Below are 24,427 nucleotides of genomic sequence, written 5' to 3' on the forward strand. Positions count from 1 at the left end.
CGCTACCAACATAACCTACATCAATCCAGTCGGACGGCCGCGCTTCGCGTGCTTACCGCGTCGGATAATTGGGCGCTTCGCGGGTGATCGTCACGTCATGAACATGGCTCTCGCGCAGGCCCGCATTGGTGATGCGGACGAAACGCGCGCGGTCCTGAAGATCGGTGATGGTATTCGATCCGGTATAGCCCATCGCCGCCTTCACGCCGCCGACCAACTGGTGGATGACGTCCTTGGCGGGGCCCTTGAACGCCACCTGCCCCTCGATCCCCTCGGGCACCAGCTTCAACTGGTCCTTGATGTCCTGCTGGAAATAGCGGTCGGCCGATCCCTTGGCCATCGCCCCGACCGATCCCATGCCGCGATAGCTCTTGTAGGCGCGCCCCTGATACAGGAAGGTTTCGCCTGGTGCTTCCTCGGTGCCGGCCAGCAGCGATCCGATCATCACCGCCGACGCGCCGGCCGCCAGCGCCTTGGCGACGTCGCCCGACGTGCGGATGCCGCCGTCGGCGATCACCGGCACGCCGGTGCCCGCCGCTGCCTTCGCCGCGTCCATCACCGCGGTCAATTGCGGCACGCCGACGCCCGCCACGACGCGGGTGGTACAGATCGATCCCGGCCCGATGCCGACCTTGATGCCGTCCGCCCCTGCATCGATCAGCGCGCGGGTCGCCTCGCCGGTCGCCACGTTGCCGGCGATGACCTGGACGTGCGGCGCGATCGCCTTCACCCGGCGGACCGCCTCGGCGACCTGCCGGTTGTGGCCGTGCGCGGTGTCGATGACGATCAGGTCGCATTCCGCGTCGATCAGCGCCTCGGTCCGCTCATAGCCCTTGTCGCCGACGGTCGTGGCGGCGGCGACGCGCAGGCGGCCGGTGCCGTCCTTGGTCGCGTTGGGATAGGTGACGGCCTTTTCGATGTCCTTGACGGTGATGAGACCGACGCAATGATACTTGTCGTCGACGACCAGCAGCTTTTCGATCCGGCGCTGGTGAAGCTGGCGGCGCGCCTCTTCCTGCGAAACGCCGACACGGACCGTCGACAGATTCTCGTGCGTCATCAGCTCGGCGACCGGCTGGTCCGGGTTCTCGGCGAAGCGCACGTCGCGGTTGGTGAGGATGCCGACCAGCTTGCCCGACCCTTCGACCACCGGGATGCCACTGATCCGGTGGCGCTGCATCAGCGCGCGCGCGGCAGACAGCGGCGCGTCGGCGGCGATGGTGATCGGGTTGACGACCATGCCGCTCTCGAACCGCTTGACCGCGCGCACCGCCGCCGTCTGTTCCTCGATCGTCAGGTTGCGGTGAAGCACGCCGATGCCGCCCAGTTGCGCCATGACGATCGCCATGTCGGCCTCGGTCACGGTGTCCATCGCCGACGAGAGGAACGGGATGTTGAGCGCCAGATCGCGGGCGACGCGGGTGCGCGGGTCGGCCTGGCTGGGCAGAACGTCCGATTCCTGCGGAACCAGCAGCACGTCGTCGAAGGTGAGGCCGAGGGTGATGTCCATTGGGGGTCGCTTCTTTACTTCGTCGGTTGGGCGGGGGCGGCGGGGGTCGGGTAGCGCGTGGGATCGGCCAGCGCGCGGGCGAGTGCTACGTGCAAATTGGCATCCTCGGCCGCGCCGGTCAGGTCGATATGCGCCATGTCGTCGGTCGGCTTGTGATACGGCCCGTCGAGATAGGCGAACAGCCGCTTCATGTCGCTGACCGACCCGGTCGCCATGACGGCAGGGATGCCGCGCTGGCCAAACGCCCAGCCGTCCTGCCGCTGGACCATGATGTTGGCCTCGGTATCGGTATCGACCTTGCGGCCGATCGCGCGGGCAGTCTGGTCGACGATCGCGTCGATCGTGGGGTGGTTGCCGCGCCCGACCATCGCCACCGGCATGCCGACGGGCACGATCGCCGCAGTATCGATGTTGAGGTTGGCGACGACCTTGAGCGGCGTATCGACGATCGCGGCGGCATAGGCGTCCGCGCCGATCAGACCCTTTTCCTCCGCCGTGGTCGCGACGAAATAGACGCTGCGTGGGCTACGCGGCTGTTTCGCCAGCACCCGGGCCACTTCGATCAGGATCGCGGTGCCGCTGGCGTTGTCGGCGGCACCGTTGCAGATGCGGTCGGCAGCACCTTCGGGGGCGCAGATGCCGATATGGTCCCAGTGCGCCGACAGCAGCACCGCCTCGTTCGGGCGCTGCGTGCCGGGGAGCATGCCGACGATGTTGGCGGTGGTATAGCGGCGCGCGGTGCCGGTCGCGGCAATATCGATCGTCGTGTCGGAGCGGACCGGGCGGAAGGTCGGCGCGATCGCCGCCGTGCGCAGGTCTGCGGCGCTCCGGCCCAGCAAAAGCTGCGCCGCATCGGCCGACACTAGGCCGGTGAAGCCGGGCCGCTTGACCGGACCGGCGATCGTCAGTTCCGAGAAGGAATGCGCAACGTCTGCCCATGGTGCCTGCGCCGAGGCGATCAGCAGTACGCCGAGCGCGCCCGCCGCCTGCAATGCCGCATTGCGATCGGCGTTGGGCACCGGCGGCGCATCGGGCGCGGTGCCACCGATCACCACCGCGACCGCGCCGGTCAGGTCGGTGCCCGCCATCTGATCGGGCGCGCCGCGTCCGACGAACACCAACGGCGCGCGGGTGATGCTGGTCGTGGGAGCAAGGCCAAGTCCCGCGATCTGGTTCGCCCCGAGCGCCACCTGCTTGCCGCCGCGCGTCACCGTGCCGGCGATCGTCGCGGCGCGAACATCGGTCATTGCCACTTCCTGCCGCCAGCGGCCATCGGGCGCGCCGGGTTTGAGGCCGGCGGCGGCAAACGCCTGCGTCACATAGGCTTCGGCGCGCTCGCCTCCGGCGGTGCCGGGTTCGCGCCCTTCATACTCGTCGCTGGCGAGCACCGCGACATGATCGCGCAGCATCTGCGGGGTGATCGTTTGGGCGAAGGCGGACGTCGCGGCGAGCAGGCCGGCGGCGAGTCCGAGGATCGGGCGGAGCGACATGCGCCCCACTATCGATCCGAAACGTGACGGGCAAGCGTCAACGCGCAGTTATCGTCGCGAACGGGCGATCAGCGCGCGGGCGGTTTCGACATGCAGATCCTCGACCATCCGGTCGCGGAACCGCTCCGCCCCGCCGCGCGCCGCCGCGATCAGCGCGTGCGCGTCGGCCAGTTCGGCGTCGGACGGCGCGAAGGCGGCGTTGGCGAGCGCGACCTGATCGGGGTGGATCAGCGACTTGCCGTCGAAGCCGAGCAGCCGCCCCTCGGCACATTCGGCGGCGAGGCCCTGCGCGTCGGCGAGCGCGTTGAACACCCCGTCGATCGCCCAGCCGCCCGCCGCCCGCGCCGCCAGCACCACCGCCTGCAACGCATGCGCCAGCGACGATCGCGGCGCGTGCGGCGGCAGGCGCAGCGTCGCCGCCAGATCGTTGGTGCCGACCATCAGCCCGACGACGCCCGGCGCGGCAGCGATCGACGCGGCGGCCAGCACACCCCCCGGCGTCTCGATCATCGGCAGCAAAGCCCGGCCCCCAAGCGGCGCGAGGCCGGCGGCATCTTCCACCTTGGGCACGACGACCAGCGCCGGATCGATTGTCGCCAGTACCGCGAGGTCGGCGGCGGCATGCACGCCGTCGAGCGGGTTGATCCGCACCCCGACCGGCCGGTCGCCCAGCGTCGCCAATGCTTCGGCAAGGCCGGCGCGCGCGGTATCCTTCTCGTCCTCGCGCACCGCATCCTCCAGATCGAGGATGATCCAGTCCGCCGCGAGGCTCGCCGCCTTGGCGATCATGCGCGGGCGCGACGCGGGAACGAACAGCAACGATCGCGGCGGCAGGGTTCGGGCTTGGTCCATCGCGCCGCTATGCTAGGGTATGGCGGTTGCAGGCAAGCAGGGAGAGACGCGATGATATTGGGCGTGATCGCAGGGCTGGTCCTGCTGGTGCTGCTCTATCTGTTCGCCAGCGTGAAGATCGTCACGCAGGGCTATCAATATACCATCGAACATTTCGGCCGCTTCACCGCCGTCGCCCGGCCGGGGTTCAATTTCTACCCCGCGTTCTTCTACCGCGTCGGGCACAAGATCAACATGATGGAACAGGTCATCGACATTCCGGGGCAGGAGATCATCACCCGCGACAATGCGATGGTGTCGACCGACGGCGTCGTGTTCTTCCAGGTGCTCGATCCCGCCAAGGCGGCCTATGAGGTATCCGACCTGTATATCGCGCTCCAGCAGATCACGACCACCAACCTGCGCACCGTCATGGGATCGATGGACCTCGACGAGACGCTGTCGAAGCGCGACGAGATTAACGCGCGGCTGCTGGGCGTCGTCGACCATGCGACCAATCCATGGGGGGTGAAGATCACCCGCGTCGAGATCAAGGACATCCGCCCGCCCGCCGACATCGTCAACGCGATGGGCCGCCAGATGAAGGCCGAGCGCGAGAAGCGCGCCAACATCCTCGAAGCCGAGGGCACCCGCGCTTCCGAAATCCTGCGCGCCGAAGGACAGAAACAGGCGCGCATCCTCGAAGCCGAGGGCCGGCGCGAATCGGCGTTCCGCGATTCCGAAGCACGCGAACGCGCCGCCGAGGCCGAGGCGATGGCGACGCGCGTGGTCAGCGACGCGATCGAGGCGGGGGGCACGCAGGCGATCAACTATTTCATCGCGCAGAAATATGTCGAGGCGGTCGGCAAATTCGCCACTAGCCCCAATGCCAAGACGATCCTGTTCCCGGTCGAGGCGACGCAGTTGATCGGGACGCTGGGCGGCATCGGCCAACTTGCCAAGGAAGCGCTGGGCGAGGTCAAGGCCGCTGCCCCGGCCAAACCGAGCGTGCCGCTGACCGCCGAACATGCGGCGGCGGACCCGTACCAGCGGTGATCGACAGCGGCTATCTCTGGCTGATGCTGGCGGTGGCGCTGGGCGTCGCCGAACTGGCGGTGCCGGGCGTGTTCCTCGTGTTCGTGGCGCTCGCCGCCGCGATCACCGGACTGCTCGCGCTGTTGTTCCCGCCGCTGACGTTGCCCGCCGAACTGGTCGTGTTCGGCGCGTGGAGCGTAGTGACGGTACTGGTCGGGCGACGCTGGTACGCCGACTATCCGGTCGACAGCGCCGATCCGTTGCTCAACGATCGGGCTGCGCGGCTGATCGGGCAGGAGGTGGTGGTGATCGAACCGATCGCCGGGGGCACCGGCCGGGTGCGCGTCGGCGACAGCGACTGGATCGCGCGCGGCACCGATCAGGCGATCGGCACCCGCGTTCGCATCGTCGGGGTGTCGGGATCGGTGCTGAACGTCACCGCCGCCGATTGACGTCGCCGAACGGGCGGACAAGTATCGGCGCGAACGATCTTGCCCGAAGGAACGCCCATGGACCTCACCCGCCGCGACTGGATCGCGGGTGCCGCCGCCTCGACGCTCGTCACCGCCCTCCCCGCCCGCGCGCAGGCCCCTGCCAAAAGCACGGCGGACGCATCGGCCGAAGCGACGCTGTCGCGCATCGCCGAGGCGCTGCTCGCCGACAATCCCGAGGGCGCGACCGGGCTGGGCATCGATACCGGCGCGCGGGCGGCACTCAAGTCGCAGCTTGGCGACCGATCGGCGGCGGGGCAGCGCAAGGTCGCCGACCATCTGCGCCGGCATGTCGCGACGCTCAAGGCCATCGACACGACGAAACTGTCGCCCGCCACCCGCACCGATGTCGACGTGGTGCGCACCGCGTTCGAAACCGCGCTCGACGGGTTCGCGCTGCCCTATGGCGACGTCGCGGTCGGTGGCTGGCGCAACACGCCCTATGTCGTGATCCAGAACGTCGGCGCATATCTCGACGTGCCGCGTTTCCTCGACAGCGATCATACCATCGCGACCCGCGCCGATGCCGACGCCTATCTGGCCCGGCTGGAGAGCTATGCCACGCAACTGGACGGCGAAACCGACCGGATGCGCGCGGCCTCGGCGATGGGGGTGGTCGCGCCCGACTTCCTGCTCGACAAGACGCTGCTGCAACTGGGCAAGGCGCGTAGCGGCGATCCGGCAGGCTGGGACATCGTCACTTCGCTTGCGTGGCGGACGAAGGACATTCCGGGCGACTGGGCCGCCCGCGCCACCGCAATCGCCCGCGACAAGGGCGGCCCCGCGCTCGACCGACAGATCGCGGCGGTCCGCGCCGATCGGGCGAAGGCGACGTCGAACGCCGGGCTATGGGCACGGCCGCAGGGTGATCGCTGGTACGCATGGGCCCTGCGCGCCTCGACCACCACGACGATGACCCCGGACGAGGTCCATGCGCAGGGCCGCGACGAACTGGCGCGGTTGCAGGGGCAGATGGACCCGATCCTGCGCAAGCTCGGCTATACGCAAGGATCGGTCGGCGAGCGAATGACTGCGCTCGGCAAGGACCCGCGCTTCGTCTTTCCCGAAGGCGATCCCGGTCGCGCGCAGATCATGGCGCTGGTCCAGAACCGCCTGAGCGATATTCGCGGCCGGATGCCGCGCGCGTTCAACACGCTGGCGCCGGGCAATGTCGAGGTGAAGCGCATCCCGCCGGTCGAGGAGGCCGGCGCACCCGGCGCCTATGGCGGGGCGGGATCGATCGACGGCAAGACGCCCGGGCGCATATGGATCAACCTGCGCACCACCGGCATCTGGACGCGCTATTCGCTGCCGACCTTGGTGTATCACGAAGCGATCCCCGGCCATGTGTGGCAGGGCGAATATACCTTCCGCCTGCCGCTGGTCCGCTCGCTGCTCCAGTTCAACGCCTTTTCCGAAGGCTGGGCGCTGTATGCCGAGCAACTGGGCGATGAATTGGGCGTATATGACGGCGATCCCGTCGGACGGCTCGGCTATCTCCAGTCGCTGGCGTTCCGCGCCTGCCGGATGGTGGTCGATACCGGGCTGCACGCCAAGCGCTGGACGCGGGCCCAAGCGATCGACTGGTTCGCCACCACCAACGGATCGAGCGTCGACGAGGTATCGGGCGAGGTCGATCGCTATTGCTCGTGGCCGGGGCAGGCGTGCGGCTACAAGGTCGGCCATTCCGAAATCGTCCGCCTGCGCGGGGTTGCCGAGCAAGCACTGGGGCCGCGCTATGACTTCAAGGCGTTCAACGACGCGGTCGTGCAGGGCGGCGGCGTACCGATGACGGTGCTGGCGCGCAACGTCGATGCGTTCGTGAAGGCGCGGCGGGGGTAGCGTCCCCCGCCGCCGGGCGGAACCGTCGATCAACCGGTCGCCGCTTTTGCCCAATCGGGCTTCAGCACGACCTTGGTGCAGACATTTTGTTCGTCGTGGAATTTCCGGTAACCCTCGGGCGCATCCTCCAGCGCCATCCGGTCGGAAATCAGGAAGGTCGTGTCGATCTTGTCCTCCATGATCGCCGCCAACAAGCCGGGCAGATAGCGCTGGACATGCGTCTGCCCGGTCTTGAGCGTCAGCCCCTTTTCCATCAGCGCGCCGAACGGGAATTTGTCGATCATCCCGCCATAGACGCCGGGCACCGAAACGCGGCCCCCCTTGCGACACGCGACGATCGCCTGCCGAAGCGCATGCGGCCGATCGGTGCCAAGGAAGGTCGACGCCTTGATCTGATCGACGATATTGTCCACGAACAACCCGTGACTCTCCAACCCGACGCTGTCGATCACCGCATCGGGTCCGATCCCGCCGGTCATCGTCATCAGCGCGTCGTAGATGTCGGTTTCCTCGAAATTGAGGACTTCTGCCCCCAGTCCCTTGGCCAGCGTCAGCCGGTGCGGGAAATGATCGATCGCGATCACGCGGTGCGCGCCCATCAGCAACGCCGACTGGATCGCGAACAGCCCGACCGGACCACAGCCCCATATCGCGACAATATCGCCGTCCTCGATGTCGGCATTCTCGGCCGCCATCCATCCGGTGGGGAGGATGTCGGACAGGAACAGCACCTTGTCGTCGTCGATCCCGTCGGGGATTACGATCGGCCCGACATCGCTGAACGGCACGCGGACATATTCCGCCTGCCCGCCGGGATAGCCGCCGGTCATGTGGCTGTAGCCGAACAGGCCGGGGGCGACCTGCCCCCACAGTTCCTGCGCAATATCCTGATTGTCGGCCGGGTTGCCGTTGTCGCAGCCCGAATATTGCTGCTTGGAACAATGGTAGCAGCTTCCGCAGGCGATAACGAAGGGCACGACGACGCGCTGCCCCTTCTTCAGCGTGGACCTGGAACCCGTCTCGACCACCTCGCCCATGAATTCATGGCCGAGAATGTCGCCCGCCTGCATCGTCGGGATATAGCCGTCGTACAGGTGCAGGTCCGACCCGCAGATCGCGGTCGAGGTGATCTTGATGATCGCGTCGCGCGGATTGATGATCTCGGGATCGGGAACGTTGTCGACGCGGACGTCGTGCTTGCCGTGCCAGGTAAGTGCGCGCATGGCGGCCGCTCCTTTACGATTTGGGTTCGCGGTTGGGGGGAGTCGTCGTCGCGATCTCGCCCGTCTCCATCAGTTGCTTGAAACGGCGCAGGTCGCGACGCGCCTGGATCGCCGGTTCCTGCTGCGTCACCTTGGCGACGATCTTGCCGACGATGCCGCCGGGTGGATCATAGGCGATCGTCGCGGTGACGACGGTGCCGCGTCCGGGCGCGGCTTCAGTGAACGACACCTGCCCACTGTTGGCAACATCGGCGTTCTCGGCCTTCCAGCCGATCCGCTCGCCCTCGACATCCTCGGTGACGACCGCGTCCCATTCATACGGACCGTTCGGTCCCTTCACGACCCAGTGCGACCGCTCCCGGTCGATCACGTCGATCGCTTCGATGTTCAGCATGAAGGTCGCGAGGTTCGCGAAGTCGCGCCAATAGGCATAAAGCTCGCGTGCCGGACGATTGATCGTCACCGCGACGCCCGACACCGACGATTCGCCGTGTGGGGCGGCTGTCCTGCGCTCGGCCTTGTCCTTGGCGGTAAAGGCGGGCGCATCGTCGTGAACGATGTCGCCGGGATAATCGGGTTCGGCCATGGCCATGCTCTCCCGCTGGCCGGATACAGGGCATCCGGTGGTTGATGTGAATCAAGTTATTGATCGGCAATCATTTTTCGATCACGACGGGACCAACCGTCCGTATCGGCGGGCGTTCCGCCACGCGGCCGATTTACCCGCCGAACGGTAGCGATTTGCAGACGGGACGCGGCGCGCTACACGCCCGCCCATGCACGGTGCCCCGCTTTCGCTCCATAATTCGCTGACGCGCACGCTTCAGCCGTTCCAGCCGCTCGATCCCGCCCGGGGGGTGCGCATGTATTCGTGTGGGCCGACGGTCTATAACTATGCCCACATCGGCAATCTGCGCGCCTATGTGTTCACCGATACGCTCAGCCGCGTGCTGCGTTGGAAGGGCTATGCCCTGACGCACGTCATCAACATCACCGACGTCGGCCATCTGACCTCCGACGCCGATGCCGGCGACGACAAGATGGAAGCGGCCGCCAAGGCACACGCGCAATCGATCTGGGAAATCGCCGCGCATTATACGCAGGCGTTCAAGACCAACCTGCGCGACCTCAACATCGACGATCCGACCCGCTGGTCGGTCGCGACCGACCACATCGCCGAGATGATCGCCTTCGCCGAAAAGATCGCGCCGGGCCATTGCTACGAACTCGACAGCGGCCTGTATTTCGACAGTTCGACCGTGCCCGACTATGGCGCGCTGGCTGGCGGACAGGACGATGCCGCCGAGGGCCGGATCGATCCGGTGGCGGGCAAGCGCCATCCGCAGGACTTCGCGATCTGGCGCAAGACCCCGGCCGGTGAGAGCCGCCAGATGGAATGGGATTCCCCTTGGGGCAAGGGCGCGCCGGGCTGGCATCTCGAATGCTCGGTGATGAGCCTGAAATATCTGGGTGCCCCGTTCGACATCCACACCGGCGGCATCGACCACCGCGAGGTGCATCACCCCAACGAGATCGCGCAGAACCAGGCATGGTGCGGCTGCGGCGACAGTGGTGCGGCGTTCTGGCTGCACAACAACTTCCTCGTCGATCGGTCAGGCAAGATGTCGAAGTCGAAGGGCGGCTTCACCACGCTCCGGACGCTGATCGACGCCGGGGTGCATCCGCTCGCCTATCGGTTGATGTGCCTGTCGGCGCAGTATCGCTCCGAACTGGAATTCTCGCCCGACAATCTGCTGGCGGCGCTGACCCGGTTGAAGCGGCTGGTGATGACCGTCACCGCGCTCAAAGCGCGTGCATCGGGCGAGGGCGATGCGGGCAAGGCCGCCGCCTATCGGGAACGCCTCGACACGGCGGTGTCCGACGATCTGGGCACGCCGCGCGCGCTGCCGGTGCTCGACGAGATGCTCGCCGACAAGAAGCTGTCGCCCGCCGACCGGATCGCGGCGCTCGCCGATTTCGACGAAGTGCTCGGGCTGCGGCTGGGGTCGCTCGACCGCGCCGAACTGCGCCTGCGCCCGGCCAGAGCGATGATCGATGCCGACACGGTCGAGGTTCGCCTCGCCGCAAGGCGTGAGGCCCGCGCCGCGAAAGATTTCGCCGCCAGCGACGCAATCCGCGACGAACTGACGGGCGCGGGAATCGAGGTGATGGACGGCGATCCCTTGGCCTGGGACTGGCGGCCGACGTTGCCGTAACTCGCTCCCCTCCCTGACAAGGGAGGGGCTGGGGGTGGGTAGGCCCGAGGTACGCGCAACCTTCTCTCGCGGGCCGACCCACCCCGACTCCTCCCTTCCAGGGAGGGGCAGGCAAGCAACGCTAACCCCTTGCACCCCCCACCCCTTCCCCGTCATATCCGCCCACGAATCATCGGGGGACGATATGCGGGGACAGGTACTGGGCGTCGATCGGGACGGACGCGAGGGGCGGATCGCCGGCGACGATGGCCAGCGCTACTGGTTCGAGCCCGACGACTGGAGCGACCGCATCGGCCCGGCGGTCGGCGCGCATGTGGACTTCGAGAGTTCGAACGGCCGCGCGCTGCGCATCTATCACGTCCCCGGCACGATCGTACCGCGCCCGGCCGAAGCGCCGAGCCAGCGCCGGCGGGGACGCAAGGACAAGCTGGCCGCCGCGCTGCTCGCCTTTTTCCTCGGCATTTTCGGCATCCATCGCTTCTATCTGCGGCGCACCGCGTCGGCGGTGGCCATGCTGGTGCTGACCTGCACCTTGTTCGGCCTCGCCGTCACCAGCATCTGGGCACTGGTCGATTTCGTCCGCTATCTGGTGATGGATCAGGAAGAATTCACCGAACGCTACGGCTGATCGATCCGTACGACCGGCGGGCAAAGCTTTCCTTCATTGCGCGTGGCGGCCGTTTCGCGCATGGGAATTACCCGTTTTCGTAGCATGGATTTCGTCATGGCCAATTGGGCACCCGATAGCTGGACCAACGCGCAAGCGCGCCAGATGCCCACCTATCCCGACCGCGCGGCACTGGACGCCACCACCCAGGCACTGGCGTCCTATCCCCCGCTGGTGTTCGCCGGCGAAGCGCGCAACCTGACCGCCGAACTGGCGCAGGTGGCGCAGGGGAAGGCGTTTCTGCTGCAGGGCGGCGACTGCGCTGAAAGCTTCGCCGAATTCCATCCGAACAACATCCGCGACACCTTCCGCGTCATCCTCCAGATGGCGGTGGTATTGACCTTCGCCTCCAAGCTGCCGACGGTGAAGGTCGGGCGGATGGCGGGGCAGTTCGCCAAGCCGCGCTCGGCCGATACCGAGGTGATCGACGGCGTCGAACTGCCAAGCTATCGCGGCGACAACATCAACGACATCGCCTTCACTCCCGAAGGCCGCATCCCCGATCCGCAGCGCATGATCCGCAGCTATTCGCAGGCGGCGGCGACGCTCAACCTGCTGCGCGCGTTCGCGACTGGCGGCTATGCCAATCTGCATCAGGTGCATCGCTGGACCCACGACTTCATGGGCCGCAGCCCGTGGGCCAAGAAATACGCCGCCGTCGCCGACCGCATCGGCGAGGCGCTCGACTTCATGGCGGCCTGCGGCATCGACGCCGACAGCGTGCCGCAGTTGAAGGCGACCAGCTTCTACACCAGCCACGAAGCGCTGCTGCTGCCCTACGAACAGGCGCTGACCCGGCAGGATTCGCTGACCGGCGACTGGTACGACACCTCGGCGCATTTCCTGTGGATCGGCGACCGCACCCGCTTCGACGGATCGGCGCATGTCGAGTTCCTGCGCGGCATCGGCAACCCGATCGGCATCAAATGCGGGCCGAGCCTCGAACCCGACGCGCTGCTGCGCATGCTCGACACGCTGAACCCCAAGCGTGTGCCGGGGCGGATGACGCTCATCACCCGCTATGGCCACGACAAGATCGAGAGCGGCCTGCCGAAACTCATCCGCGCGGTGCAGCGCGAAGGCCATCCGGTGGTGTGGTCGTGCGACCCGATGCACGGCAACACGATCAAGGCGACGACCGGCTACAAGACGCGGCCGTTCGAGCGTATCCTCGCGGAAGTACGCGGCTTCTTCGCGGTCCACCGCGCCGAGGGCAGCCACGCCGGTGGCATCCATGCCGAGATGACAGGGCAGAACGTCACCGAATGCACCGGCGGCGCGATCGCGGTGACCGAGCAGGCACTGGCCGACCGCTACCACACCCACTGCGACCCGCGCCTCAACGCCGGGCAGAGCCTCGAACTGGCGTTCCTGCTGGCGGAGATGCTCAACACCGAAATGGCGGAGCGCCGCCGGGTCGCGGCCTGATCGTCATCCCGGCGAAGGCCGGGATCCATGGACAGGCAAGGTCGCAGCCCCTGCGAGAACGCCCGTATCCATGGATTCCGGCCTCCGCCGGAATGACGAACGTGGCCCAGTAGCGCCACCACCACCAAGCGTCATTCCCGCGAAAGCGGGAATCCATTGCCGCCAGCGGTCGCGACCCTCCCGTACCGTCAGCGCCTATGGACTCCCGCCTGCGCGGGAGTGACGAATGGGTTTACCGGTCCAACCCCGCCAACACCTTGTCCAGCGTGATCGGATACTCGCGCACCCGCACCCCGGTGGCATTGTACACCGCATTGGCCACCGCCGCGCCGACGCCACAGATGCCCAGCTCCCCGACCCCCTTCGCCTTCATCGGCGACGAATACGGGTCCTCCTCCTCCAGAAACACGACTTCCTGATGCGGAATGTCGGCATGGGTCGGCACATGATATTCGGCCATGTCGTGGTTGATGAACCCGCCCAGCCGCGCGTCGACCACCAGTTCCTCGGTCAGCGCCGCGCCGACGCCCATCGTCATCGCCCCCAATATCTGGTTGCGTGCCGCCTTGGGGTTCAGGATGCGCCCGGCGGCGAACACGCCGGTCATCCGCCGCACGCGGATTTCGCACGTTTCGTCGTCGACGCCGACTTCGACGAAATGCGCGCCGAACGTCGCCTGCACGAACTTCTTGGTCAGGTCGCCGAACTCGATCCGGTCCTCGACCTCGATCCCGTCGGCCCCCGCCGCTTCGCCGAGCGGCACCGACCGGTTGCCCGACCACACCCGCCCCTCGGCGAAGCGCGCCGTGGCGGCATCGAAGCCGACCGCCTCGGCGATCCGGTCGCGTAAGCCAACGCACGCGGCATAGACCCCGGCGGTCGAGCTGTTCGCGCCGAACTGCCCGCCCGACCCGGCCGACACCGGAAAGCCCGACTCCCCCAGCCGTACCGTCACCTGATCCAGCTCGACGCCGAGCATCTCGGCGGCGGTCTGCGCGAGGATCGTGTAGCTGCCGGTGCCGATGTCGGTCATGTCGGTGGTGACGGTGACACGGCCGTCCGCGCCAATCCCGACCCGCGCCGCCGATTTGACCACGATGTTGCCGCGATACGCCGCCGCCATCCCCATGCCGATCCGCCAGCGCCCGTCGCGTACCCGCCCCGGCGTGGCCACCCGCCGTTCCCAGCCGAACCGCGCCGCGCCTTCGCGCAGACACCCGATCAGGTCGCGGTGCGAAAAGCGCCGCTCGGGCTTCTCAGGATCAACCTGCGTATCGTTCAGGATGCGCAGCTCGACCGGATCGACACCCAGCGTTTCGGCCAGCTCGTCCATCGCGCCTTCCAGCGCCATCATCCCCACCGCTTCGCCCGGCGCACGCATCGCATTGCTCTCGGGCAGATGCAGTTCGGCCAGCCGCTCTACCACCAGCCGGTTCGGCGCGGCGTACAACTGCCGGGTCTGCGCGCCCGCCCCTTCAGGGCTGCCGCCGGGCAGGTCGCCCGACCAGCTATCATGGCCGATCGCGGTCAGCCGGCCGTCACGGGTCGCGCCCAGCCGTATCCGCTGGATCGTGGCCGAGCGATGCGTGGTGTTGTTGAACACCTGCGGGCGCGCGAGCACCACCTTGACCGGCCTGCCCACCGCCTTCGCCGCCACCGCCGCCAGCACCGCATCGGCGCGCACCCACAGTTTCCCGCCGAAACCGCCACCGACATGATGCGCGACGATCCGCACCTTGTCCTTGGGAATGCCGAGCACCTTCGCCATGTCGCGCGCGGCCCAGTCGACCATCTGGTTCGCGGTCCACAGCGTCAGCGTATCGCCCTCCCACGCGGCGATCGACGCATGCGGCTCCATCATCGCATGGGCATGGTCGGGGGTGGTGTAGGTTGCATCGATACGGACCTCGGCTTCGGCAAAGGCGGTATCGAAATCGCCGTGCCGTTTCGCCGAGTGCGGCTTGGCGGCATCGTCACGCGCCTGCGCCAGATCGAAGCGGCCCTCGTCCGCCGCATAGTCGACCCGCACCAGCCGCGCCGCCGCCCGCGCCGCCTCGAACCCGTCGGCGACGACCAGCGCCACCGCCTGCCCGAACTGGTCGACCTGCGGCCCGGCCAGCATCGGCACCTTGTGATCGTCTCCCAGCGCCAGTTCGCCCGCATTCTCATGGGTGACGACATGCCGTACCCCCGGCGCCGCCAGCGCTTCGTTGCAATCGATCGCCACGATCCGCCCGCGCGCGATCGTCGCGCCGACGATCACGCCGTACATCTGCCCCGGCACATCGAACTCGGCGGCATAGGTCGCCCAGCCCGATACCTTGAGCGGCCCCTCGATCCGGTCGGTCGGGCGGCCGAGCACGCGCATCGCGTCGATCGCGTTCGGGCCTGCGATATCGGTGAACTTCATGATCCTGACTTCCTATTTCCGGCCGAACAGCCGTTCAATGTCGCCATGCGCCAGCTTGATCCACGTCGGGCGACCATGGTTGCACTGGCCCGAATGCGGCGTCACTTCCATTTCGCGCAGCAGCGCGTTCATCTCCGCCACCGACAACACCCGCCCCGCACGAACCGATCCATGGCACGCCATCGTCGCGGCGACATGATCGATCCGTTCCTTGAGCGACAGCGCGGCATCGTGCGCCCGGATCTCGTCGGCCAGATCGGTGACAAGGCCGACGACATCGCCCTGCCCCAGCACCGCCGGGGTGGCGCGTACCAGCATCGCACGCGGCCCGAACCGTTCCAGCTCCAGCCCGAACTCGGCCAGCTCGGCAGCGCGGTCCTCCAGCGCGTCGCACGCCACCTCGTCCAGCTCGACCACTTCGGGGATCAGCAGCGCCTGGGTTTTGACCCCGCCGGTCGCCAGCCCCTTGCGCATCCGTTCCAGCACCAACCGTTCGTGCGCGGCATGCTGGTCGACCAGCACCAGCCCGTCCTCGGCTTCGGCGACGATATAGGTTCGCGCGACCTGTCCGCGCGCCGCGCCCAGCGGGAATTGCGTCGACGCCGGCACCGGTTCGACCGCCGGCTCGGCGCGTGCCTGTGGTGGCGGCGCGAAGAACGTCGGGCGGCGTTCGTGAAACGCGAAGCCCGGCGACGGTGCGGCCTCGGCCAGCGGCGGCAGCGGCGCGGCAACGGGCTCGCTGGTCCATGCCGTCATCGCCACGTCGGCCGGCCGCTGCGCCGCGCGGAACCCGGCTTCGTCGAGCGCGCGGCGCAGACCGCCCACGATCAGCCCGCGCGCGGCGGCGGGATCGTGAAACCGCACCTCGGTCTTGGCCGGATGGACGTTCACGTCGATCAGGTCGGGATCGACGTCGAGGAACAGCGCCACCACCGCATGGCGATCACGCGCCAGCATCTCGGCATAAGCCCCGCGCACCGCGCCCGCCAGCAACCGGTCGCGCACCGGCCGACCGTTGACGAACAGATACTGATGATCGGCCACCCCCCGGTGGAACGTCGGCAGCCCGGCGACCCCGCCCAGCCGCATCCCCTCGCGCGCCCAGTCCAGCCCGATCGAATTGGCAGCCAGCGCCCGGTCGATCAGGCCCGCGACCCGCTCGGGCCGTGACTCAGCCCCCTGCACGCTCAACACCCGCCGCCCGTCATGATCGAGCGAGAAGGCGATGTCGCTGCGTGCCATGGCGAGGCGCTTCACCTGATCGACGCAGGCGCCGAATTCGGCGCGCGCCGATCGCAGGAACTTGCGCCGCGCCGGCACCCGCGCGAACAGCCCCTCGACGCGGATGCGCGTGCCCGGCGGCACGGCGGCGGGCCGGTCCTCGACCACCTCGCCATTGTCCACCGTGCGCAGCCAGCCTTCCGCGCCCACCGGCCGGCTCTCGATCGCGAGTCGCGCCACGCTGGCGATCGAAGGCAGCGCCTCGCCCCGGAATCCCAGCGTCGTCACCGCCTCGATCCGGTCGTCGGGCAGCTTCGATGTGGCATGGCGTTCGAGCGAAAGTGCCATTTCGGGAGGGGTCATGCCGCACCCGTCGTCGCTCACCTCGATCAGATCGATGCCGCCACCGGCGATTTTCACGGCGATCCGGCTGGCCCCGGCGTCGATCGCGTTCTCGACCAGTTCTTTCAACGCGGAAGCAGGGCGTTCCACCACTTCGCCCGCCGCGATACGGTTGACGAGATGCTCGGGGAGACGGCGTATTGACATGGAGATCGCTCTAGCCCAAGCGGCCTCATCCCGCGACCTGGAACTGCCATCGTGCAACCGATCGGATAACCGATCGGACGGGTCGAGGTACAAGCTGCGAACCGCCGCGTCGGGACACGCGGGCAACGACGGAAGTATCGATGGCCTTCTTCTCGCGTTTCTTCAAGTTCATGTCGCACGATATGGCGATCGATCTCGGCACCGCTAATACGGTGGTGTATCTGCGCGGTCGCGGCGTCGTGCTGAACGAGCCGTCGGTCGTGGCGGTCGAGACGCTGAACGGTGTCAAGCGGGTCAAGGCGGTCGGTGACGACGCCAAGCTGATGATGGGCAAGACCCCCGGCTCGATCGAGGCGATCCGCCCGCTTCGCGACGGGGTCATCGCCGACATCGACGTCGCCGAACAGATGATCAAGCACTTCATCCAGAAGGTGCATGGCCAGCGCCGCTTCATCCGCTGGCCGCAGATCGTGATCTGCGTACCGTCGGGCTCGACCAGCGTCGAGCGCCGCGCGATCCGCGATGCCGCGTCGAACGCCGGCGCGTCGCAGGTCTGGCTGATCGAGGAGCCGATGGCCGCCGCGATCGGGGCCGACATGCCCGTCACCGAGCCGATCGGGTCGATGGTCGTCGACATCGGCGGCGGCACCACCGAAGTCGCCGTGTTGTCGCTGCGCGGCCTCGCCTATTCCACCTCGGTGCGCGTCGGCGGCGACAAGATGGACGAGGCGATCGTCAGCTATGTCCGCCGCAACCACAACCTGCTGATCGGCGAAGCCACCGCCGAGCGGATCAAGCAGGAAGTCGGCACCGCCAAGCCGCCCGCCGACGGCATCGGCACGCTCATCTACATCAAGGGCCGCGACCTCGTGAACGGGGTGCCCAAGGAAATCCAGATCAACCAGGGCCAGATCGCCGAGGCGCTGTCCGAACCCGTCGCCGCGATCGTCGAGGGCGTGCGGATCGCGCTCGAGAATACCGCGCCCGAACTGGCCGCCGACATCGTCGATCAGGGCATCGTCCTCACCGGCGGCGGCGCGCTGCTCCAAGGCATCGACGAGGTGCTGCGCGACGAAACCGGCCTGCCGGTGACGGTCGCCGAGGACCCGCTGACCTGCGTCGCGCTTGGCACCGGCCGCGCGCTCGAGGATCCGATCTACAAAGGCGTGTTGCTCGCCGTCTAAGCGTAAGGACCGGGGGCAATGGCGCCGCCACGCAATCTGCGGCCGGGATTTTCACGTCGGGCGCAATATACCGTGTTCGCCGCCTATGTCATGGCGGCGACCGGCGCGCTGCTCGGCGCGATCCTGCTGACGATCTCGATCATCGATCCGCGCGCCTTCGCCTCGCTGCGCGGCGCGCTGCGCGAGGCGACGACGCCGGTGTCCGCCGCGATGGACTGGACGCTCGACGGGCTGGGGTCGATCCCGCGCGGCATTGGCGATCATTTCGGCACGGTCAGTGAGAACCGCGCGCTACGCGCCCGCGAGGAAGCGACCCGCCGCTATCTGATGCAGGCCCGCCTGCTCAACCGCGAGAACCAGCGCTTACGCGCCCTGCTCGCCTTGCGCGATCGCTCGCCGATGCCGGTCGTCACCGCGCGACTGGTCAACAGCTCGGCCGGCAGTACGCGGCGCTACGCCACGCTGAACGCCGGATCGCGGCAGGGCGTGCTGCGCGGTCAGCCGGTGCGCGGCCCCAACGGGCTGATCGGCCGCGTCGTCGAAACCAGCCCCAACACCGCCAGCGTCCTGCTGGTGATCGATCCCGAAAGCATCGTGCCGGTGCTGCGCACCCGGGACGGGCTGTCGGCGATCGTCGCAGGGCAAGGCAACGGCATGGTCGAGGTCCGCTCGGCCGGCATCGTCAACGTGCCGTTGCTGGCCGGCGACCTGTTCGTGACCTCGGGCACCGGCGGCATCTATCCGCCGGGCGTGCCGGTGGCGCGCGTGGTCAAGAGCGCGCGCGACGTGGCCCCGGCCCGCGCGCTCGCCAACCCCGACGGGCTCGACTTCGCGCTGGTCGAACGCACCTATCTTCCCGCGCCGGTGCCCCGTCCGACGCCCAGCGCCACGCCGACGCCGCGGCCCGCCGCCGAATGAAGCTGCTAGGGCCTGTCGACGACGGCACCGACCGCATCATCGCCAGGCGTGCCGTGCTGAGCATCCTCGCCGGATCGCTCGTCACGCTGATCCCGGTGGTGGCCAAGGTGCCGTTCCTGCCGCCGTTCGGGCTGATGATGCTGCTCGGCTGGCGGCTGCTGCGCCCGCACACCCTGCCCATCTGGGCGGCGGCACCACTCGGCTTGTTCGACGATCTGGTGAGCGGTCAGCCGCTGGGCAGCGCGATGCTGTTGTGGCAATTGTGCATGCTGATGCTCGACTTCGTCGATACCCGCATGATGACGCGCGACTTCTGGCAGGACTGGCTCCTCGCCGGCGGGTCGATCGCGCTGTCGCTCGTGCTCGGCCGCGCCTTTGCCACCAGCCTTGGCGCGCATGTCGATACCGCCTTGTTGTTTCAGATCATCGTTTCCGTGGCGTTGTTTCCACTGGCGACGCGGCTATGTACGGCGCTGGGTGGCCGTGAGGATGAATGAGCAGGATCGTCACCGAAGCCCAACAGGCATTCAGCTTTTCCAGGCGTGCGATGGTGCTGGGCGGCGCGCAGGCGGCGGTCGGCCTCGTCCTCGCCGGGCGGATGACGTGGCTCTCGGTCGCCGAGAACGAGCGCTATAACCTTCTCGCCGAAAGCAACCGCGTCAATCTGACGATGATTCCGCCGCGGCGCGGGTGGATCATCGACCGGCACGGCGCGCCGATCGCCAACAACCGCACCGACTTCCGCGTCGACCTGATCCCCGACCGGATGGAGGACCGCGACCGCGTGCTGGGCGAGCTGCGCCAGTTGCTGGCGCTCACCCCCGAAGACATGGCGCGCATCCAGACCGATCTGGAACGCGCCCGCCGCTCGCAGCCGGTACAGGTGGCGGAGAACCTCGACTGGGAACGTTTCGCCGCCGTCAGCGTCCGCCTGCCCGAACTGCCCGGCGTTCAGCCGACGCGCGGCTTCTCGCGTAACTATCCGGGCGGTGCCTCGGTCGCGCATCTGACCGGCTATGTCGGCGCGGCGACCCGCGAGCAGTACAAGGAAAGCCGCGATCCGCTGATGAACACGCCCGGCTTCAAGCTCGGCAAGGACGGACTGGAAAAGGCGCTGGAACCCCGGCTGCGTGGTATTGCCGGGGCCAAGCGGGTCGAAGTCACCGCGCGCGGTCAGGTCGTGCGCGAACTCGAAACCCGGCCCGACCGGCAGGGGCAGAACGCCCGGCTGACGATCGACCTCGGGCTACAGGAATATGCCGCCCGTCGCCTCGGCCCCAATTCGGGCTCGGCGGTGGTGATGGACGCGATCACCGGCGACGTGCTGGCGATGGTGTCGATGCCGGCCTATGACCCCAACAGCTTTTCCGACGGCATCGGCCGGCTGGAGTGGAAAATGCTGTCGGATGATGACCATATTCCGTTGATGAACAAGACCTTGCAGGGTCTTTATCCCCCCGGTTCTACGGTCAAGCCGATGCACGCGCTGGCCATCCTGCAAGCCGGGATCGACCCGCATCGCCGGGTCAATTGCTCGGGCGTGCTACAGGTCGGCACCGGCCGCTTCCACTGTCACAAGCGCGGCGGCCACGGCCCGCTCGACATGGTCGGCGCGGTCGCGCAAAGCTGCGACATCTATTTCTACACCATGGCCCGCGAGCTCGGCTACGACCGGTTCGCCCCGGTCGTCCGCTCGATGGGGCTGGGGCAGGAATTCGAGCTTCCCTTCCAGTCGCAACGCTATGGCACCGTGCCAGATAGCGCGTGGAAGCTACGCAAATACAAACAGAAATGGACCGTGGCGGACTCGGTCAACGCCTCGATCGGTCAGGGCTATGTCCTTACCAATCCGCTGCAACTGGCGGTGATGGCGGCGCGCATCGCGCAGGGGCGCCACGTCGTTCCCCGGCTGTTGCTCGACACCCCGCACCGCCCGGCGCAATCGATGAACATCGATCCAGAGATGCTGGCGACAGTCCACAAGGCGACATGGGCGGTCATCAACGGCGGCGGGACCGGCGGCCGCTCGCGGTTTCAGGGGCTGCCCGGCATCGAACTGGCGGGCAAGACCGGCACCGCGCAGGTCCGCCGCATCACCATGGCCGAACGCCGCACCGGCGTGCTCGGCGACGGCGCGCTGCCGTTCCGCATGCGCGACCACTCGCTCTTCATCGGCTATGCCCCGGCCGACAAGCCGCGCTATGCCGTCTCGGTCGTCCTCGAACACTCAGGGCATATCTACACCGCCGCGCCGATCGCCAGCGACATCCTGTCATGGCTGTTCGACCGGGAAAAGGCGATGAAGCGCCTCGAACCGTTGGAGCGCGAATGGGGCGGCGATGTAAAGACCCGCATGGACAGCCAGTGGCGCGCGTTTCAGGCGGCACAGGCCGCCCCCGTCCTCACCGTTCCCGCCACCCCGGCGGATGTCGAGGGGGCCACCACCAACGTCGTCGACAGCGCGGTGAACCAGAGCCAGCCCGACACCGCCGTCGCCCAATCGAACGTGACCGAACGGACCGAATGAAACGCATCAACCAGACGACGTCGCACGGCCTCGGCTTCGTCCCCGCCCCGCTCGCGCAATTGCCATGGCGGGTGCTGTTCCTGCTGCTGGCGATCAGCGGCTTCGGCATCGTCGTCCTGTTCTCCGCCGCCGGCGGCAGCCCGTCGCCATGGGCCGAACGACAGGGGATGGCGTTCTTCATCTTCCTCGCCGGCGCGATTGCGCTGTCGCGGGTCCGGGTGTCGTTCTGGCAGAACATGGCGCTCCCCGCCTATGCCGTCATCACCGTCAGCCTGATCCTCGTCGAGCTGCTCGGCGCGGTGAAGGGCGGGTCGCAGCGCTGGCTCGATCTGGGCATCATCCGGGTGCAGCCGTCCGAATTCATGAAGCCGGTGATGGTGCTGGCACTGGCGCGCTTCTACGACCTGCTGCCTGCCGGCGAAATCCGCCGCTTCGGGGCGGTCTGGCCCGCTGCGATCATGCTGGGGCTGCCCGCCGGGCTAGTGATGCTGCAACCCGATCTTGGCACCGCGCTGATGATTACCAGCGGTGGCCTGACCGTCATGTTCCTTGCCGGTCTGCCGATCCGGCTGTTCGTCGGCGGCGCGCTGGCAGTGGCAATCGCCGCACCGCTTGCCTTCCAGTTCCTGCTGCATGACTATCAGCGCAATCGCGTGCTGATCTTCCTCGATCCCGAAAGCGATCCGCTGGGCACTGGCTATCACATCAGCCAGTCGAAGATCGCGATCGGATCGGGCGGCATCTTCGGCAAGGGGTTCCTGAACGGCACCCAGAGCCATCTCGACTATCTCCCCGAAGGCCATACCGACTTCGTGTTCGCGACCATGGCGGAGGAATGGGGACTGATGGGCGGCATCTTCCTGATCGTGGCGTTCATCCTGCTGGTGCGCTGGGGCGTGAACGTCGGCGTGCGCGCCGAGGGCCGCTTCGCCAAGCTGGTCGCCGGCGGCCTTGCCACCACCATCTTCTTCTATGTCGCGATCAACCTGATGATGGTCATGGGCTTGGCGCCGGTCGTCGGCATCCCGCTGCCGCTCGTCAGCTATGGCGGATCGGCGCAGATGACGGTGCTGGGCTGCATCGGCATCCTGATGGCGATCGACCGCCAGAACCGCGACCGGGTGCGCTTCTGACGCTAATTTCCGGCATGCCGAAAAATAGGGTTTGCATCGGGGACAAGGTTCGCTAAAGGCCGCGCTCCAACGGCGGAACGGCCCCAAACCGGTCCGCCCCATCGCCCAGGCGACGGACGCATAGCTCAGTTGGTAGAGCAGCTGACTCTTAATCAGCGGGTCCTTGGTTCGAGCCCAAGTGCGTCCACCACCTGTCCAGCGCATGGACGCATAGCTCAGTTGGTAGAGCAGCTGACTCTTAATCAGCGGGTCCTTGGTTCGAGCCCAAGTGCGTCCACCACTGCCGCCCCAAGCGCGGCTATCCTGCACCGGTTCATCGTGACAGAAGAGCGTCGTATGCGCTCTTTGACAAGTCTGGCGGCGTTCGCCGTCAAACGTTACCCCCAGCGAAAGCTGGAATCTTCCGGTGATGGCGCGCGACAGAAACCGCATAATGTGCGGGGGCGACATCTCCACGAAGCGGTATCCAACGGCAACGGCCCGACGCAAACTTCGGCAGCGTTCCGTGTAAATTTCGGGGGGCACCCCGCCCGCTCAATGGCGGCGGGCGTTCACTTCCAGCAGATGCTCGAAATCGGCCATCTCCAGCGTCTCGATGAATTCGCAGCCGGCTTCGTAATCGGTGGCGCGCATCACCCGCACCGCACGCGGTGCGGCCAGCCCCGGCAGCGTCAGCCACAGCGTGGCGCCCTTGGCCAGCGCCGAATAGGTTTGCAGGCGAACGCCATGGATCGAGATGTCGACGACCTTGCACAAGGTCCGGTCGAGGCCGCCGCGCCCCAGCTTGGCATCCAGCGAAACCGGTGCGCGCGGGCTGCGACGGCGTCCGTCGAGCTGGGCCGGTTCATATTCGGCAGCGAACATGCTTCCCATTCCTCCTAGGGAACGGAGCCTAACGCGCCGTGGTAAACAAACCCTTGTCCACCACGGCGCGTCAATACGAGTATATTATTTCTTGGTGCCGAGCGACAGGCCACCGAAGCGCTTGTTGAAGCGAGCCACCTGGCCGCCCGCATCCAGCATCTGGCCGCGACCACCGGTCCACGCCGGGTGCGCCAGCGGATCGATGTCGAGCGTCATCAGATCGCCTTCCTTGCCCCACGTCGAGCGCGTCTCGAACACGGTCCCGTCGGTCATTTGCACCTTGATGGTGTGATACTCGGGGTGGGTATCTTTCTTCATGCGCTTGTCTCCGAAAATGGCTGGTTCCGACCAGCCCTGTAAGCGAAGGCGCGCCCGTACACGGACGCGCCTTCCTTGGCAACCATCGCTGCTGTATCTCAGGCCTTGGGCGGGTCGGCGATCATCGCGGTGAACTCGCATTCGGCGGCAAGCTCGCCATCGATGCGCGCCTTGCCGGCGAACTTGCACACCCGCGCGCGCTTCTGGAGGAACTCGGCCTCCAGCGTCAGCAGCACGCCCGGCTCCACCGGCTTGCGGAACTTCACGCCATCGATCGACATGAAATACACCAGCTTGCCAGAGCCAGCGAGGCCGAGGCTCTCGACCGCGAGGATGCCGGCGGCCTGCGCCAGCGCCTCGACGATCAGTACGCCCGGCATGATCGGCCGTCCGGGGAAATGGCCCTGGAAAAAGCCTTCGTTGATCGTCACCGCCTTGATCGCCTTGATCGACCGGTCGGGGATCAACTCCGCCACCCGGTCGACCAGCAGCATGGGGTAGCGATGCGGGATCGCCGCCATCACCCGGGTGATGTCGAACGGTCCGATCGACGTCGCTTCCCCCTCCACG

The 24,427-nt window shown here is 67.4% G+C and carries 22 protein-coding genes and 2 tRNA genes; 14 read left to right on the forward strand and 10 right to left on the reverse strand.

The window, feature by feature from the left end; all coding sequences use genetic code 11:
- Positions 1–52 precede the first annotated feature (52 nt).
- From guaB to ASG37_RS04075, 3 genes are read right to left on the reverse strand one after another with little or no spacing between them, the layout of a single operon-like run.
- Positions 53–1,510 (reverse strand): IMP dehydrogenase, encoded by a 1,458-nt coding sequence (gene guaB, locus ASG37_RS04065; RefSeq protein WP_055756289.1) that lies wholly within the window; start codon positions 1,508–1,510, stop codon positions 53–55.
- Between the two features lie 14 nt (positions 1,511–1,524).
- Entirely contained in the window at positions 1,525–3,000 is a 1,476-nt protein-coding gene (locus ASG37_RS04070) for a M20/M25/M40 family metallo-hydrolase (RefSeq protein ID WP_055756291.1), read from the reverse strand.
- Positions 3,001–3,048: 48 nt separating this feature from the next.
- Positions 3,049–3,852: an HpcH/HpaI aldolase/citrate lyase family protein gene (locus ASG37_RS04075; RefSeq protein ID WP_055756293.1), complete on the reverse strand. Its 804-nt coding sequence runs from the start codon at positions 3,850–3,852 to the stop codon at positions 3,049–3,051.
- Positions 3,853–3,903: 51 nt separating this feature from the next.
- Between ASG37_RS04075 and ASG37_RS04080 the strand changes: the two genes are divergently transcribed.
- Genes ASG37_RS04080 through ASG37_RS04090 form a run of 3 tightly spaced genes read left to right on the forward strand, consistent with a single transcriptional unit; the run spans position 3,904 to position 7,199 of the window.
- Positions 3,904–4,887, forward strand: a complete 984-nt coding sequence (locus tag ASG37_RS04080) for an SPFH domain-containing protein (RefSeq protein ID WP_055756295.1) — start codon at positions 3,904–3,906, stop codon at positions 4,885–4,887.
- On the forward strand, positions 4,884–5,318 hold the full coding sequence (locus ASG37_RS04085) for an NfeD family protein (protein ID WP_414887842.1): 435 nt from the start codon (positions 4,884–4,886) through the stop codon (positions 5,316–5,318). The genes ASG37_RS04080 and ASG37_RS04085 overlap by 4 nt, the downstream gene beginning before the upstream one ends.
- A gap of 57 nt (positions 5,319–5,375) precedes the next feature.
- Positions 5,376–7,199, forward strand: a complete 1,824-nt coding sequence (locus ASG37_RS04090) for a DUF885 domain-containing protein (protein ID WP_055756297.1) — start codon at positions 5,376–5,378, stop codon at positions 7,197–7,199.
- Between the two features lie 29 nt (positions 7,200–7,228).
- Here the strand turns inward: ASG37_RS04090 and ASG37_RS04095 are convergent, their stop codons facing one another.
- Together ASG37_RS04095 and ASG37_RS04100 are read right to left on the reverse strand one after the other, a co-directional pair.
- Complete coding sequence (locus ASG37_RS04095) at positions 7,229–8,422, reverse strand: zinc-dependent alcohol dehydrogenase (protein WP_055756299.1); 1,194 nt, start codon at positions 8,420–8,422, stop codon at positions 7,229–7,231.
- Between the two features lie 13 nt (positions 8,423–8,435).
- Entirely contained in the window at positions 8,436–9,008 is a 573-nt protein-coding gene (locus tag ASG37_RS04100; protein ID WP_156349155.1) for an SRPBCC family protein, read from the reverse strand.
- Here ASG37_RS04100 and ASG37_RS17570 point away from each other — a divergent pair.
- The 4 genes from ASG37_RS17570 to ASG37_RS04115 all read left to right on the forward strand — a co-directional run bounded on the left by ASG37_RS17570 (position 9,007) and on the right by ASG37_RS04115 (position 12,733).
- Positions 9,007–9,159, forward strand: coding sequence for a hypothetical protein (locus tag ASG37_RS17570; RefSeq protein ID WP_156349156.1), 153 nt, complete (start codon positions 9,007–9,009; stop codon positions 9,157–9,159). The genes ASG37_RS04100 and ASG37_RS17570 overlap by 2 nt on opposite strands.
- A gap of 39 nt (positions 9,160–9,198) precedes the next feature.
- Positions 9,199–10,638 carry a cysteine--tRNA ligase gene (gene cysS, locus ASG37_RS04105; protein ID WP_055756301.1) on the forward strand — a complete coding sequence of 480 codons (1,440 nt, stop codon included), beginning with the start codon at positions 9,199–9,201 and terminating at the stop codon, positions 10,636–10,638.
- 184 nt (positions 10,639–10,822) lie between these two features.
- Complete coding sequence (locus ASG37_RS04110; protein WP_055756302.1) at positions 10,823–11,266, forward strand: TM2 domain-containing protein; 444 nt, start codon at positions 10,823–10,825, stop codon at positions 11,264–11,266.
- A 96-nt stretch (positions 11,267–11,362) separates the two neighbouring features.
- Positions 11,363–12,733: a class II 3-deoxy-7-phosphoheptulonate synthase gene (locus ASG37_RS04115; protein ID WP_414887844.1), complete on the forward strand. Its 1,371-nt coding sequence runs from the start codon at positions 11,363–11,365 to the stop codon at positions 12,731–12,733.
- Positions 12,734–12,965: 232 nt separating this feature from the next.
- On the opposite strand, the gene paoC is transcribed toward ASG37_RS04115, so the two are convergent.
- Complete coding sequence (gene paoC / locus ASG37_RS04120) at positions 12,966–15,143, reverse strand: aldehyde oxidoreductase molybdenum-binding subunit PaoC (RefSeq protein ID WP_055756305.1); 2,178 nt, start codon at positions 15,141–15,143, stop codon at positions 12,966–12,968.
- A gap of 12 nt (positions 15,144–15,155) precedes the next feature.
- A complete protein-coding gene (gene mutL, locus ASG37_RS04125) occupies positions 15,156–16,913 on the reverse strand; it encodes a DNA mismatch repair endonuclease MutL (protein WP_055756307.1) in 1,758 nt (585 codons plus the stop codon).
- Positions 16,914–17,053: 140 nt separating this feature from the next.
- On the opposite strand from mutL, the gene ASG37_RS04130 reads away from it, so the two are divergent.
- The 7 genes from ASG37_RS04130 (at position 17,054) to ASG37_RS04160 (ending at position 22,955) form a co-directional block, all read left to right on the forward strand.
- Positions 17,054–18,097, forward strand: coding sequence for a rod shape-determining protein (locus ASG37_RS04130; protein ID WP_055756311.1), 1,044 nt, complete (start codon positions 17,054–17,056; stop codon positions 18,095–18,097).
- Positions 18,098–18,115: 18 nt separating this feature from the next.
- Positions 18,116–19,015 carry a rod shape-determining protein MreC gene (gene mreC / locus ASG37_RS04135; protein WP_055756313.1) on the forward strand — a complete coding sequence of 300 codons (900 nt, stop codon included), beginning with the start codon at positions 18,116–18,118 and terminating at the stop codon, positions 19,013–19,015.
- Positions 19,012–19,512: a rod shape-determining protein MreD gene (gene mreD / locus ASG37_RS04140; protein ID WP_055756315.1), complete on the forward strand. Its 501-nt coding sequence runs from the start codon at positions 19,012–19,014 to the stop codon at positions 19,510–19,512. The genes mreC and mreD overlap by 4 nt, the downstream gene beginning before the upstream one ends.
- Complete coding sequence (gene mrdA / locus ASG37_RS04145) at positions 19,509–21,542, forward strand: penicillin-binding protein 2 (protein WP_055756316.1); 2,034 nt, start codon at positions 19,509–19,511, stop codon at positions 21,540–21,542. The genes mreD and mrdA overlap by 4 nt, the downstream gene beginning before the upstream one ends.
- Positions 21,539–22,675 (forward strand): rod shape-determining protein RodA, encoded by a 1,137-nt coding sequence (rodA, locus tag ASG37_RS04150; protein ID WP_055756318.1) that lies wholly within the window; start codon positions 21,539–21,541, stop codon positions 22,673–22,675. The genes mrdA and rodA overlap by 4 nt, the downstream gene beginning before the upstream one ends.
- Positions 22,676–22,789: 114 nt before the next feature.
- Positions 22,790–22,865, forward strand: a tRNA-Lys gene (locus ASG37_RS04155).
- Between the two features lie 14 nt (positions 22,866–22,879).
- Positions 22,880–22,955, forward strand: a tRNA-Lys gene (locus tag ASG37_RS04160).
- A 254-nt stretch (positions 22,956–23,209) separates the two neighbouring features.
- Here the strand turns inward: ASG37_RS04160 and ASG37_RS04165 are convergent.
- From ASG37_RS04165 to fabZ, 3 genes are all read right to left on the reverse strand, one after another.
- Positions 23,210–23,539, reverse strand: coding sequence for a PilZ domain-containing protein (locus tag ASG37_RS04165; RefSeq protein ID WP_055756320.1), 330 nt, complete (start codon positions 23,537–23,539; stop codon positions 23,210–23,212).
- Positions 23,540–23,623: 84 nt separating this feature from the next.
- Positions 23,624–23,857: a 50S ribosomal protein L31 gene (gene rpmE / locus ASG37_RS04170; protein WP_055756321.1), complete on the reverse strand. Its 234-nt coding sequence runs from the start codon at positions 23,855–23,857 to the stop codon at positions 23,624–23,626.
- Between the two features lie 98 nt (positions 23,858–23,955).
- Entirely contained in the window at positions 23,956–24,426 is a 471-nt protein-coding gene (gene fabZ, locus ASG37_RS04175) for a 3-hydroxyacyl-ACP dehydratase FabZ (RefSeq protein WP_414886797.1), read from the reverse strand.
- Position 24,427 lies beyond the last annotated feature (1 nt).

The organism is Sphingomonas sp. Leaf407 (assembly GCF_001425385.1).
In the GTDB taxonomy this organism is placed as follows: Bacteria; Pseudomonadota; Alphaproteobacteria; order Sphingomonadales; family Sphingomonadaceae; genus Sphingomonas.

Coding starts and splice junctions, on each gene's coding strand:
- guaB (WP_055756289.1), bottom strand. CDS start 1,510: ATGGACATCACCCTCGGCCTCACCTTCGACGACGTGCTGCTGGTTCCG.
- ASG37_RS04070 (WP_055756291.1), bottom strand. CDS start 3,000: ATGTCGCTCCGCCCGATCCTCGGACTCGCCGCCGGCCTGCTCGCCGCG.
- ASG37_RS04075 (WP_055756293.1), bottom strand. CDS start 3,852: ATGGACCAAGCCCGAACCCTGCCGCCGCGATCGTTGCTGTTCGTTCCC.
- ASG37_RS04080 (WP_055756295.1), top strand. CDS start 3,904: ATGATATTGGGCGTGATCGCAGGGCTGGTCCTGCTGGTGCTGCTCTAT.
- ASG37_RS04090 (WP_055756297.1), top strand. CDS start 5,376: ATGGACCTCACCCGCCGCGACTGGATCGCGGGTGCCGCCGCCTCGACG.
- ASG37_RS04095 (WP_055756299.1), bottom strand. CDS start 8,422: ATGCGCGCACTTACCTGGCACGGCAAGCACGACGTCCGCGTCGACAAC.
- ASG37_RS17570 (WP_156349156.1), top strand. CDS start 9,007: ATGGCCATGCTCTCCCGCTGGCCGGATACAGGGCATCCGGTGGTTGAT.
- ASG37_RS04100 (WP_156349155.1), bottom strand. CDS start 9,008: ATGGCCGAACCCGATTATCCCGGCGACATCGTTCACGACGATGCGCCC.
- cysS (WP_055756301.1), top strand. CDS start 9,199: ATGCACGGTGCCCCGCTTTCGCTCCATAATTCGCTGACGCGCACGCTT.
- ASG37_RS04110 (WP_055756302.1), top strand. CDS start 10,823: ATGCGGGGACAGGTACTGGGCGTCGATCGGGACGGACGCGAGGGGCGG.
- ASG37_RS04115 (WP_414887844.1), top strand. CDS start 11,363: ATGGCCAATTGGGCACCCGATAGCTGGACCAACGCGCAAGCGCGCCAG.
- paoC (WP_055756305.1), bottom strand. CDS start 15,143: ATGAAGTTCACCGATATCGCAGGCCCGAACGCGATCGACGCGATGCGC.
- mutL (WP_055756307.1), bottom strand. CDS start 16,913: ATGTCAATACGCCGTCTCCCCGAGCATCTCGTCAACCGTATCGCGGCG.
- ASG37_RS04130 (WP_055756311.1), top strand. CDS start 17,054: ATGGCCTTCTTCTCGCGTTTCTTCAAGTTCATGTCGCACGATATGGCG.
- mreC (WP_055756313.1), top strand. CDS start 18,116: ATGGCGCCGCCACGCAATCTGCGGCCGGGATTTTCACGTCGGGCGCAA.
- mreD (WP_055756315.1), top strand. CDS start 19,012: ATGAAGCTGCTAGGGCCTGTCGACGACGGCACCGACCGCATCATCGCC.
- mrdA (WP_055756316.1), top strand. CDS start 19,509: ATGAGCAGGATCGTCACCGAAGCCCAACAGGCATTCAGCTTTTCCAGG.
- rodA (WP_055756318.1), top strand. CDS start 21,539: ATGAAACGCATCAACCAGACGACGTCGCACGGCCTCGGCTTCGTCCCC.
- ASG37_RS04165 (WP_055756320.1), bottom strand. CDS start 23,539: ATGTTCGCTGCCGAATATGAACCGGCCCAGCTCGACGGACGCCGTCGC.
- rpmE (WP_055756321.1), bottom strand. CDS start 23,857: ATGAAGAAAGATACCCACCCCGAGTATCACACCATCAAGGTGCAAATG.